Below are 13,275 nucleotides of genomic sequence, written 5' to 3'. Positions count from 1 at the left end.
ATAGTTGGTAATGCTTCAAGCTTGGCTTTGGCATCAGCTTCCTCTTCTGCAATACGTCTCTTTAAATTGGCCTTCAAAAAATCACGAGACTTTTCTAGGGCAATTTGTATCTCATTTTTCATTTTTTGTAATTCATTATAATCTTCGAAGAAATAGGTATCGACTAAATGTCTGATATAACGAACAGGCAATTGGTTTAGGGTGACGCAACACAAATCTGCTAGGTACTCTTCTGGCAACTCTTCCAATAAGCCTTCATCTCTTAATATTTCCATGAGTAGCACTTCATAATAATTACGAATATCAACTTGCATATTTAGCTCCAGCAGAATGTCTTTTGTGCTAGTTTGCTACCAGATTGAGTTGGCTGCAATAAAAAGTTGACTGTGACGCTTGGTTAATTCAGCTTCATCGCGGCTGTATCCGCCACCAATTACCGCTGCAATTGGGATGTCAGCAAGTTTAGCTTGATCAAATATAAACTTATCACGGGCAAAAATACCTGCTGTAGATATATTGAGGTAGCCTAAGTCGTCATCGGTGTGAATATCTACGCCAGCATCGTAAAGAATAAAATCGGGTTGGTGAATACTAATGAGATAAGGCACGACTTGTTGTAGAGTTTGAAGAAAGTGTTCATCATCAGTTCCTTTGTCAAACTCTATATCATGATCTGAATGCGACTTTCTTGAAGGGAAATTCTTTAAACAATGAAAAGAACAGCTCACTATATTTTCAACGTTAGTTGATAATGTAGCTGTGCCATCACCTTGGTGCACGTCACAATCAATAATGAGGACTTTGGTTGCCTTGCCGGTAAGGAGCATTGTATTCGCGGCAATCATTAAGTCATTGAAGATGCAAAAGCCACTACCGTAATCATAATGAGCATGATGATAACCACCACTTAAGTGTAAAGCTATGCCATGTTGTATTGCTAATTCAGCACATAAAGTCGTACCACCAACAGCGTGTAAAGTTCTATTAAGTAAAGCTTCACTCCAAGGGAACCCAATTCGTCTCATTACTTTATGGTCGAGGTTGTTTTGGATAAAGTTATCGACATATTGTGATTGATGGATTTGCTTGATTGAGTCTGATTTGATTTTATCTGCCGAATAAAAGTGTTCTGGTTGTGCAATTCTTTGGTCGAGCAAATATTGCTTTAGTAACTGGTACTTAGTTGTTGGAAATCGATGGTGGGAAGGTAACGCCAGCTTGGAATAGCTGGCGTGATATACAAGTGGAATACTCAATTGTAAGTCAGCTGCTTAAGTGATAGAAACCTAGCGCTTAAAGTTGTTTGATAGCCCAGCTCATAAACTCTTTTCTGGTTTCTTCATCGGCCTGTAACCACCAGTATTGCAGCATCTGTTCAGGATGTGTGGCAGTCTTATCACCTGCTTGTGCAACAGCTGGCGCTGGTGCAACTTGGGCAGCAGACGGAGCTGTGGCCGCCACAGTAGCACTTGTCGCAACAGCAGCAACAGGGATTGCTTTGGTATTACCGTCAGTGGCTGATGCAGATAAAGTGTCAATATCTTCGCCTTTATTGCCGCTAAACAAATTACTGATAAAGCTACTTTCTTTATAGTCTGTTTGCGTCACTTTATAGATGACTGAACCATTATCTTTACGTGAAATCACGATTTGTGGATCTTTCGCAAATGATTTTGGTCTTTTAACAAAGTCGCCATCAGCTGGCTTTAATAAATATTCATGATCACCATCAACGGTTATATCAATAATAAACGGTGATGATTTCACAAAACTTTGACTATCACTAAAATCGTCATCAACCATATCGTGATAGCGAATCGCTATTTTATGGTCACCATTTTCAAGTGCTAAATCGGTTTTATGAGTAAACATATTGGTATCTATTTCTTTACCGTCAAGCGCTAGGTATTCAAAAGACATAGGAATGGTCATATTAGCCGCTATAGCCGATGTTGAAGTGACGAAAGCTATTAATGCTGCACTTAGCGGGAGAGTAAATTTCATTGTTGCTCCTTAACGATGGTTATTTCTATGCGGCCGTTCAAACATTTGAATTCGTTCTTCAATATAGCTAATTGCTTGACGGCATTTCCCTAATCTTCGATGTAGGGAAAGGATTTCATTTTGTATCGTGATTTTGTCAGTACTGTGACAGTTTGCAAGCTTAGTTTCCATTTCTGCAATTTTTTGTTCAAAAGTTGTAGCCCAATTCAAATGTTTATTTAATTCTTGATAAATTTGATGGCTATTCTTCATCACATTACTAGCAATCCAACCAAACCCGCTGTCTGAATGTTGTTGCTGTTGTTTTTTTGCGTATCGAGCACGGCTATTGGCGCGTTTTTGCTCTGCTGTTTTTACGTTTATATTGGTCGTAACCAATGCTCGGCGCAGCGCTGTAAAACGATCTTGTATACGTTGACAACTTAATTCGATAATTTTGACATCGAGTTTTAAAGAAAGTTGCTTTTCTAACTGCTGAATATCTTTTTTTAGTTGAACTATGCAAGGGCTTAATTGCGCACCTTGTTGAATAAACAATTGTGAGTTAAATCGTTCAATATCTTGCAGCATTTTTTTTTGTTGGGCAGGTAATTGCTGGTCATGATAAAGCGCATCTTGCTCTAGTGAGCTTAGTTGCTGTTTTAATTGGTAAATTAGTTGATTGGTATTTCTCATAGCCAAGCCGTCCACGCAAGGTGTGCTGCTATCGACAAAACAGTAAAGATAAACAGAGGCTTAACAAATGGGACCCCAAATCTAATCGCCGATTTAGCACCAATATACGATCCCGCCATCATACATACGCCCATCCACAGTCCTAAAATCCAGTCTACTTCGCCTAACAAGGCAAAAATAACCAAAGCGGTGACATTACTTACTGACGTCATTACTCGTGCTAATGCGCAACTATTGAGTAAAGGTAATTTGTGTAATCTTATACTCGATACTGTCCAAAAAGCGCCAATCCCTGGTCCTGCAAAACCATCATAGCCGCCGAGTAATACGCCTTGGGCAGCTTGTTTTCGTTTGCAGGGTGAGGTTATAGGTGCAGCTTTGAGGTTTTCCCCCATAGCTTTAGGACTAAATAAGGTATAGATAGCAATACTGATAATGACTAACGGTAAGATTTTTTCAAGCCAAGCTGCATCAATTAAATAAACAAAAATACTGCCTAATATGGCGCCCAAAAAGGTGGTTATAAAAGCCGTCTTCCAAAATCTAAGATTGATTAATTGTTGCTTATAATAGGTGTAGCCAGCTGTGATTGAACCAAAACAAGCTGCTAGTTTGTTGGTTCCTAGTGCTAAATGTGGTGGGATACCCATAGTTAACAGTGCTGGAATAGATAGCAACCCACCACCACCGACTACGGCATCAATAAAACCGGCCACAAGGCCTATAACGGCCAAGATTACCCAGTGGCTTGGATCTAACAATAATTCCAAAAATATACCTATTCTATAACTTTGCGAAAAGGCGGTAGGGCATCGAGGAGTGATTTGCCATAACGCTTGGTAATAAGACGTCTATCCAAAATGGTGACACGACCATAGTCATCTTCTTTACGGAGTAATCTACCACAACTCTGGATTAATTTTCGTGAAGCATCAGGAATAGTTAGCTGCAGAAACGGATTGCCACCTTTACTCTTAATGTATTCTGCATGAGCTTGTTCAACTGGAGACGTTGGTACAGCAAAAGGCAACTTAGTAACAATTAAGTTTGTTAAATAATCTCCAGGTAAATCTAACCCTTCTGAAAAGCTTCCAGTACCGAAGATAATGCTTGGTTTGCCATCATCACATCGCTGTTTATGTTGCTGGAGGATTTGTTGTCTTGGCATTGTGCCTTGGACAAATAGCTGGCCTTTTGGAATTTTACTCATCACTTGATCAGTCACTTTTTCCATTTGCCAATAAGAAGCAAACAAGACGAGTGTCGCCATTTCATCTTCAACAAGAGCGACAATCTGTTCCGCTAATTCATCGGTAAAAGCATCTTCAGTGGGCTCGTTATTCATCTGGGGGATAAATAAGGTGGCATTATTTTCGTAATCAAATGGTGATAGCAATGCTAGAAAGCGACTGCCGTCATTTAGAGATAATCCAACTTGATGCGCGAAATGATTGAAATTATTTAATGCCCTTAGAGTTGCGCTGCAAAGCACGACCCCCGCAGCTTTTTGCCACAGCATGTGTTCCAACATAAAGCCAACTTCAATAGGAGAAGCACAGAATAAATAATCTTGCTGTTTACCGGTTATTAATTCAGCCCAGCGTGCCATGGGAGCGCCTTTTTTGGAGTCCTCTTTTGCGAGCATTTTCCAAAGTTTTGCAAGGTTTTCTAATCTCTGCAGTATAAAACCTGCTTCTGATAATGCAGCTTCCGATTGATGCTTTGGCAGCTCACCATCTTTGATAGCTTCATTAAGTACACTTTGGATTTTGGTAAATTGCTTAACCGCAAGATTTGATGTTGTTGCTAAGTTTTCTGCTTGTATTAGTAATGACTCTGGAAGTTTGCCATTTTCGAATCGTAAGCGAGTTTCTGGGTTGGCAAAAAGTTTTGGCTGTGTATCGCAAAAGTGAGCCACTTGATTTAGCTGAGTCACTAAATCTCCAATATGATCAAGCATCGCCTGTACTGGTGCAATGATATGAGTCGTCTTAAGTTGGTTTTGCAGTTTTGAGCAGGTTTTAGAGGCTTTCTCTAACCAGTCACTTGCGCCTCTAAGGGTTGCTTGAGCGCTAGAGAAATCTCTGGCAACTGTTGGCAAGTGATGAGCCTCATCGATGACATAAAACATATCTTCTGGTTCAGGGAGGATAACACCGCCACCGAGTTCTAGGTCGGCAAACAATAAACTGTGGTTGACGATTAACACGTCCCAAGTTTCTACATCTTCTCGGGCCTTATGAAACGGACAGTTGTGATGACTCGACATTTGTCTGTGACAACTGTGTTTGTCGCAACAAATTTGTTGCCATAAAAAATCTGGCAATGGCTGCTTTAATGTATCAATCTCACCATTCCATTTCCCTTCTTGAAAATTTTGATGAATGCCTTTCAATAAATCTATTTGGCTTTGATCTGGTTTTGTTTGCCACATCGCCATTTGTGAGGTGTCTTCCGGGCCTATCATCGCAGCGAGTTTGGCTAGGCAGACATAACGTTGTCTGCCTTTTACTAAGCCGAATTTAAAATCGACACCAGATTGTTGTAAAAAGAAGGGTAAATCTTTATGAAGTAATTGCTCCTGAAGTGCTACTGTCGCCGTTGCAATACAGACCTTTTTCTTACTGGCAAGTGCCAATGGAATGGTGCCTAAAATATAAGAAAGCGACTTACCAATACCAGTTCCGGCCTCACAGACCATAATGCGCCTGTGTTTATCGTAATCACCTGCTAACGTCTTCGAGATTTCTGCAACCATGTAGTTTTGTTCTCTGCGAGAACGAAAGTTTGGCATCGCAGTCGCAATATCTTTATAGATAGTGCGGATCTGAGTTTTGATATGATCCGTTAACATGTATGACCCATTAGCAATCTTTACTTACTAATTCTTTATTGGCTGGTATATGCTGTACATAATAACAGTGATTTTGAATGTTCGGAATAAATAATCGAAGGTTTAGATAAGTCTTATACTTTAAAGGTGGATAATTTGACGTATCTGAGAGTCACATTTTGGCAGGTAAAAATCATTTGGTTGATGAATAAATGATAATTGCTAGTGAATCACCAGTAAGTTTGCAGTCTAATCTTACTTTAACGTCTGTTAAAGGTAGAGTGTTGACTAGGCATGCTAAGTATCAGCATGGTCGTTTGTTACTGCAATATTTTTTAAAAACGGCTTCAGGTCCTGCGTTAATCGAGATTGAGCAAGCTGAAGTCATTTGTTTTTGCAAACAGTCAGACAGTGCATTTTTACTGCAGCATTTTACTTCAGGCATCCGCATAGAGCCGATAAAACTTAAAAATTTTAGTCATCAACAAGTGTCATGTATTTACCTTAAATCAACCACGGTACAAAAGCAGTTATTGAGGATTGCTAATGATGCAGGCATCGATATCTATGAAGCTGACATTAAAGTGGAGCAACGTTATTTAATCGAACGTTTTATCGCGTTAGATGCTGAATTTATTGCATCTGCGCCACCATTGCAGCAATCGCTGCCTTCATATATAGCGACGAAAGCAAGAAAGGCTGATTTGGATATTCCATTATCTATGGTTTCATTGGATTTTGAATGTAGCCCGACAGGCGAGCTATATTCTGTGGGTTTATATGGCTCAAAATCTGCACTTGATAATCAATGTGACATATATAAAAAAGTGATAATGGTCGGCAAGCCAACCTTTGATGAAAATAAGCTTGCTGAAAACGAAGAAGGTAACTCAAATGCTAAAGTTTATACAAGCTCAAGTGAATATATTCAGTGGGTCGATAACGAAGTTGAATTAATCCATGCGTTAATCCATTGGTTTACTGATTATGACCCTGATGTAATTATTGGGTGGGCTGTGGTGACGTTCGATTTAGCTTTATTATATAAGCGCTGTCAATTACATAGTATTCCTTTGTTGATTGGAAGGGCTAGTACTGAACTTTCATGGAAAGTAGAAGATAAATTCAGGCCTGAAACCTTATCACTTCCGGGCAGAGTTGTGCTCGATGGGATTGATTGGATTAAAGCGGCGTTTTATCAATTCGAACGTTATTCTCTAGAGCATGTGTCTCAGCATCTACTTAATGAAGGTAAAGCAATCGACCATGTTGAAAATCGTGGCCAAGAGATTTGTCACTTATTTGCTAACGATAAACTTGCATTAGCATTCTACAACTTAACTGATTGCCGTCTTGTCTGGGATATTTTTGAAAACACACAACTTCTCGCTTTTGCATTGGAAAGAGCAAAGTTAACAGGACTAGAGTTTGGTCGAGTGGGCGCATCAGTCGCTGCGTTCAATAATTTATACTTACCGCACCTTCATCGCAGTGGTTATGTTGCACCTGCAAGAGCAGCAAGCAAAGGGTTAGAGTCGCCAGGTGGCTATGTTATGGATTCTATACCTGGATTTTATAAAGATGTATTAGTTCTCGACTTTAAAAGTTTATATCCCTCAATCATTCGCACATTTTTAATCGATCCCAAAGGGCTTGTTGAAGCCGAACACCAAACAAAAGAGTTGACTGTACCTGGCTTTTTAGAAGCACAATTTAGCCGTGAAAATCCTATATTACCGCAATTAATTGCAAAGCTAGCTGAGCAAAGAGAGCTCGCCAAAGTTCATAAAGATAAACCACTATCTCAAGCTATTAAAATTATCATGAACTCCTTATATGGTGTTTTAGGGTCTAAAGGCTGTGTATTTCATGATGCGAAGCTTGCTAGTTCGATCACTATGCGCGGTCATCAAATTATGAAGCAAACTAAAAGTTGGATTGAAGCCGAAGGCTATAAGGTTATTTACGGTGATACTGATTCAACCTTTGTCTGGCTTGGTGAAAATCATCAAATACAAGATATAAATTGTGTGGGACAAACGCTCGCTAGACTTGTTACCGAGAAATGGCGACAAACGTGCACCGATAATTATCAAATTGAAAGTTATTTGGAATTAGAGTTTGAGAGCCATTTTAATCAATTTGTCATGCCTACACTCAGAGGTTCAGATGCGGGGAGTAAAAAACGCTATGTAGGTGCGTCAAAAGATAGCGAAGGCCATATAGAGCTGACTTTTAAAGGAATGGAGCAGGTGAGAAGTGATTGGAGCCCAGTAGCTAGAAGGATGCAATACCACTTATATCTTTTACTATTTACACAAGGCGATGTGAAGTCTTATTTGCAGCAACAACTGCAAAAGCTCGAAGAAGGCGAGTTAGATGAGGAGCTGATATTTAGGAAAAGGCTCAAAAGAAATGTTGAGGAATACACTGCTAAATCATCGCCGCATGTTAAAGCTGCAATCAGATTGTGCCAGATAACTGGAAATGAAAGCGCTGGCAGGCGAGGTAGTATGGTTGAATATCGAATGACGCTTAATGGAGCGCAGCCTATAGAAGCTAAAAATGAAGCGATAGATTATCAATATTATGTCGAAAAACAGATAAAACCCATTGCTGAACCTGTTTTAGCATTGCTAGGTGAGGGCTTTGATAGTCTTAGTAATAATCAAATGATGTTAATTTAGCGTTAATCGATATTGCATTTATGGTTATTCGTTACTATTTTTTAATGGTTTCGTAGTTGATTGTACTGTCTGATGTGTTGTTTTGGTATATTCAGGAGGAAAAAACGCTCATTTCTTTGTTTCGAGATATTTCTGCGTGCTAGCCTTTGATGAAAGGATAATACAAACAAAATGGACTGTTATCAGAAATAATGATGAAAATTAAATGGGAAGGTTTAGCTTGATGAAAAAAACTTTAATCGCTTCAGCACTTGCAGCTGTAATGTTCGTACCAACGGCTTCAGCTATCGAAATCTACAAAGATGATAAAAATTCTGTAGAAATTGGTGGTTTTATTGATGCTCGTGTTTTCCATGGTCAAGATACTACTGAAGTGGTCAATGGTGCATCACGCATTAATTTCGGCTTTGAGCGCCAAATGGGTGACGGCTGGAATACTTTTGCTAAATTAGAGTGGGGCGTAAATCCATTTGGTGACAGTGAAATTATTTATAACAATGACCAACTTTCTTATGAGAATGGCGACTTCCTATCGAACCGTTTGGGCTATGTTGGTGTTAATCATGACACTTACGGTACGTTAACTGTAGGTAAGCAGTGGGGTGCTTGGTACGACGTCGTTTACAACACTAACTACGGTTTTGTATGGGATGGTGATGCTTCAGGTACTTATACATATAACAAAGGCGACGGTTCGGTAAATGGTACTGGTCGTGGCGACAAAACGGTTCAATACCGTAATGCATTTGGTGACTTTAGTTTTGCTGTTCAAGCCCAGTTAAAGCAAGACGAGTTTGACGTGCTATCTGACGGTACTGTTGATGGTGAGCCTCCAGTATCTCCAATGATCAATGTTCAACAAACTGTTGCTACAATTGAATATAACAATACTTACGGTTTAGCATTAACTTATCAAGCTACAGATAAATTCGTTGTTACAGCGGGTGTAAACGTAGGTGAATTCAAAGGTTCTACTGTAGAAAATGAAAAAATTGAAGAAACTGATATAATCTACGGTTTGGGTCTAACTTACGGCGGTTGGGATGCTGAAGGTCTATACGCAGCGGCTAACTACAGTAAGCAAGAGTTCCACGACACAGACAATTTAGGCCGTCTGATCTCAGAAGCTTATGGTGTAGAAACGCTTTTATCATACCGTTTTGACAACAATATCCGTGCGTTCCTTTCGTACAATATCTTAGATGCTGGTGATGAGTACAAAGCTGACTACGAAGGTGACACGTTCAAACGTCAGTTCACTGTAGCTGGCTTACATTACATCTGGGATGCTAATACAGTTATTTACTTAGAAGGTCGTATCGATAATAGTGACTTCAGTGGTAGTGAAGAAGCTGCAATGAAGTTATCTGATGATGACGGTATTGGTTTCGGTATTCGTTACACTCTTTAGTAACAAATAGTTTTTCAAACGTCTAAAAACACCCATTTATGGGTGTTTTTTTTTGGCTTCTTAAAAAGGAATATAGTTAAAATGTTAAATTAATGTGTTTTTAGGCTTAAGTAGAGCATTTTTGCCGCTTAAAAATAAAGCAGTTAAAAACATTTTATTAACATCGTTAGTCTTCCTTGGTAATTAATAAAACCCTATTCTTTCAAGTGTTTGCCTTTTGCTAGTAGATGAAAGCTCTGTTTGTGTCCATAAAAATGGACACTTTAACTACGTAAAAGCCTCAGTCACCCGTTATGTTAATGAAACATATGTTGAATAAATGTTTTATTTGTGATTTTATTGCTCTTGAAATGTAGTAGCGGTGTAATTCGCACACATTCACCAGCTTGTCCTTAAACAAGTTGGAAAATAAGAAAGATATAAGTCCAGGGAGATTGACAATGCATAAGAATTTATTAGCTAAATCAGTGCGTCTAGCAATGATTAGCGGTGCAGCTGCGGCAGCATTCACATCGCCAGTAGCTTTTGCTGCAGAAGAAGGCGCAAAAGTAGAACGTATTGAAGTAACAGGTTCGCGTATTAAACGTACGGACATGGAAAGCGCTCAGCCAGTCGAGATTGTTAATCGTGAAGACTTGCTTGCAAGTGGTTTAACTTCAGTAGGTGACTTCCTTAATACAATGACCATTGGTGGCGCTGCGATCAATACACAGTCTAACAATGGTGGTGACGGTTCAACTCGTCTGAGTATGAGAAACTTAGGTTCTAGCCGAGTTTTAGTACTAGTTAATGGACGTCGCTGGGTTAGCGATGGTGGTTCAGTTGATTTAAACACAATACCTTCAACTGTAATTAAACGTATTGAAGTGCTTAAAGATGGTGCTGCAGCAGTATATGGTTCAGATGCTATTGCTGGTGTTGTTAACGTTATTACTCGTAATGACTTCGAAGGTGTTGAAGCTTCAGCATATTACGGTCAATCAGCCGAAGGTGATGGTGACCAAGAACAGTTTGATCTTTCTTTAGGTCAAGTTGGCGAAAAAGGAAGCATTTTCTTTAATACAAGTTACACTAAAACAAGTCCTATCTGGGCTGGTGACAGAGATATTTCAAGTGAGCCTGTATACAATACAGGTAATGACTTTGGTAGTTCAGGAACACCACAAGGTCGTTTTACTTTCCCTACTGCAAACAATGGCTTTGCTAACTATTCAGTTGCTGATGATTTTGATTGGACACAAGGTAATCCAACATTACCTACGTTAGATGCAGATGGAAATGTAACAGCTTATAATGATTTCCAACCATTTTCTAATGATGTTCGTTATAACTACGCTCCAGCAAACTACATGCTAACTCCTCAAGAGCGTTGGAGTAGCTTTATTCAAGGTACTTATGAGTTAGCTGATAATCTTCGTATATCAACTGAAGCACTATATAACCATCGTGAGTCTTCACAGTTATTAGCTCCAATGCCATTATTTATTGGCCCTTGGGCTGGTGGTGCTGAAGCACTAGAGCCAACAGTCGTTTCTGCTGATAATATCTATAACCCATTCGGTGAAGATATTTTTGCTGAAGGAACTGATAGTTATTCGACTGGTTTCATCGGTCGTCGTATGATTGAAAATGGTAACCGTATATTTGAACAAAGCCAAGATACATGGCGTTTTGCTGTTGCACTTGATGGCGAATTTGACATCGGTGAACGTGAGTGGTCGTGGGGTGCTCATTATGCTTATGGTGAAAACTCAGGTAAATCAACAACAACAGGTCGTTTAAATAAGACCCGTATTGGTCATGCGTTAAGTTCAGAGTGTAATGCAGATGCAACTTGTGTTCCTTTAAACCTATTCGGTGGTGAAGGATCAATTACTCAAGACCAGTTAGATTATATATCAACAACTGAACAAAGCTCTAGCGGCGATTCAATTACTAACTACACAGCAAACGTGACTGGTTCACTATTTGATTTGCCAGCTGGTGAAGTCGGCGCTGCTTTTGGTTGGGAATACCGTAAAGAATCTGGTTTCAATAGTCCTGATTATATGGTTACTTCTGGTCAGTCTACAGGTGGTAAGATTTTACCAACTGAAGGTTCTTTCAAAGAGAGCTCTTACTACGGTGAATTTGTAGTTCCGGTTTTAGCAGACATGGCATTTGCTGAATTACTAGAATTTGAATTTGCGATTCGTTATACAGACCTTGAAAACTCTGAAGGTTTCGATGCTGATAATACAAGTGCTAAAGTAGCAATGCAGTATCGTCCAACTGAAGAGTTACTAGTACGATCAACTTGGTCAGAAGGCTTCCGAGCGCCAACTATTAGCAATCTATTTGCTGGATTAAGTACTACTTTCCCATCGGTACAAGATCCATGTAATAACGGTGGTGATGGTTTACCAGGATGTGTAGGTGTACCGCCAGCATATACACAGCCAAATTCACAAATTGAAGGGCAAACTGGTTCTAATTCGCAACTACAACCAGAAACTTCAGAGAGCTTAAGTGCTGGTTTAGTTTATAATCCAGGCTGGGCTGAAGGGTTTGATGTATCGATTGATTACTGGGATATTGAAATTGAAGATGTAATTACACGTGCAGGTCACCAACAAGTACTCGATACCTGTGCTGGTGTACCTGGTGAACAAAATCACCCTGTAGCACAATATTGTGATTCAATATTAGAACGTTCACCAAGTGGTATCCCTTCTTTATTTGTTAACCCAGCCCTTAACTTAGGTACATTAGCAACTAGTGGTTGGGACGTATCGTTTAACTACGGTATTGAAACAGAAGTTGGTGATTTCAAAGTCGCTTGGGATAATACCTATACTGATAATTATTCACTGACTGATGATAACGGTATTGAAACAGATAATTATGCTGGCCAAAACTTTGGTGATGATGGTTACCCTAGACTTAAGTCAAATATGACACTATCTTGGTCATATGAAGATGTTTCAGTTAATTGGAAAACTCGTTTCATTAGTAGTCAAACTGAAGATTGTAACGGTTTTGAAGACTATGAAGGCTTATGTGATGGCTACACCTCAACTGGTACTGGGGATGATGAAGTACGTGATTACTACAATGATTACGGTGATTACTATGTACATGATTTACAGGCCGCTTACCGCATAGATACCTTTAATACTCGATTTGAAGTCGGTGTTAACAATATCTTTGATGAAACGCCTCCTGTATCTGTACAAGCATTCGCTAACTCGTTTGATGTGAATCAATATGATGGTACTGGTCGTTACTTCTACGGTCGTGTAACAGTTAGCTTCTAATTTAAAAGTTAACTTCAAATAAAAGGCCAGTATATACTGGCCTTTTTTATGCCTAAGGATTAAGTTTTGCAGAATGAACTTTCACGTTTAGAACAAAATATACGAAATGGTAATCTTGCTTTAGCAGTTAAACAGTTAGATGCGATGAAAAATAATTTTTCTAATGATGATTTTTTTTGGTATTTGGCGAGTGCTGTTTATGAGAAAACTGATGTAGAGCTAGCTGTGAGAGCTATGGATAAAGCAATATTGATAAATACCAATAATATTAATTACTACTATCGCAGAGCGAAGTTTTTACAAAATACAAAAGATTATCAAAAAGCTAAATCAGATTATAAGTTACTTGAACAAAGAGTATCACCGAAT

At 39.1% G+C, this 13,275-nt stretch carries 10 protein-coding genes; 4 read left to right on the top strand and 6 right to left on the bottom strand.

The annotated features are described in order from the left end of the window. From K5Q58_RS19805 to dinG, 6 genes are all read right to left on the bottom strand, one after another. Positions 1-314, bottom strand: a 314-nt coding sequence (locus K5Q58_RS19805) for a late competence development ComFB family protein (RefSeq protein ID WP_220755580.1), incomplete at its 3' end; no start/stop codon positions are given. A 36-nt stretch (positions 315-350) separates the two neighbouring features. Next, positions 351-1,256, bottom strand: coding sequence for a histone deacetylase (locus K5Q58_RS19800; RefSeq protein WP_220755579.1), 906 nt, complete (start codon positions 1,254-1,256; stop codon positions 351-353). A 37-nt stretch (positions 1,257-1,293) separates the two neighbouring features. Then, positions 1,294-2,004, bottom strand: a complete 711-nt coding sequence (locus tag K5Q58_RS19795) for a DUF2057 domain-containing protein (protein WP_220755578.1) — start codon at positions 2,002-2,004, stop codon at positions 1,294-1,296. Between the two features lie 9 nt (positions 2,005-2,013). Continuing rightward, on the bottom strand, positions 2,014-2,679 hold the full coding sequence (locus K5Q58_RS19790; RefSeq protein ID WP_220755577.1) for a primosomal replication protein: 666 nt from the start codon (positions 2,677-2,679) through the stop codon (positions 2,014-2,016). Further along, positions 2,676-3,449, bottom strand: coding sequence for a TSUP family transporter (locus K5Q58_RS19785; RefSeq protein ID WP_220755576.1), 774 nt, complete (start codon positions 3,447-3,449; stop codon positions 2,676-2,678). Before K5Q58_RS19785 ends, K5Q58_RS19790 begins: the two co-directional genes overlap by 4 nt. An 8-nt stretch (positions 3,450-3,457) precedes the next feature. Further along, positions 3,458-5,533: an ATP-dependent DNA helicase DinG gene (gene dinG, locus K5Q58_RS19780; protein WP_220755575.1), complete on the bottom strand. Its 2,076-nt coding sequence runs from the start codon at positions 5,531-5,533 to the stop codon at positions 3,458-3,460. Positions 5,534-5,724: 191 nt separating this feature from the next. Here dinG and K5Q58_RS19775 point away from each other — a divergent pair, with 191 nt between their 5' ends. The 4 genes from K5Q58_RS19775 to K5Q58_RS19760 all read left to right on the top strand — a co-directional run. Then, on the top strand, positions 5,725-8,199 hold the full coding sequence (locus K5Q58_RS19775) for a DNA polymerase II (protein ID WP_220755574.1): 2,475 nt from the start codon (positions 5,725-5,727) through the stop codon (positions 8,197-8,199). A 223-nt stretch (positions 8,200-8,422) separates the two neighbouring features. After that, positions 8,423-9,610: a porin gene (locus tag K5Q58_RS19770; protein ID WP_220755573.1), complete on the top strand. Its 1,188-nt coding sequence runs from the start codon at positions 8,423-8,425 to the stop codon at positions 9,608-9,610. A gap of 440 nt (positions 9,611-10,050) precedes the next feature. Then, the gene (locus K5Q58_RS19765; protein WP_220755572.1) at positions 10,051-12,906 is read left to right on the top strand and encodes a TonB-dependent receptor domain-containing protein; all 2,856 of its coding nucleotides are present in this window, start codon (positions 10,051-10,053) and stop codon (positions 12,904-12,906) included. 66 nt (positions 12,907-12,972) lie between these two features. After that, the coding region (locus K5Q58_RS19760; protein ID WP_220755571.1) for a M48 family metallopeptidase at positions 12,973-13,275 on the top strand (303 nt) is incomplete at its 3' end.

The organism is Shewanella sp. KT0246 (genome assembly GCF_019654955.1).
In the GTDB taxonomy this organism is placed as follows: Bacteria; Pseudomonadota; Gammaproteobacteria; order Enterobacterales; family Shewanellaceae; genus Shewanella; species Shewanella goraebulensis.
The sequence above is the reverse complement of the archived record's forward strand: the minus strand, read 5'-3'. Positions and strand labels throughout refer to the sequence as shown.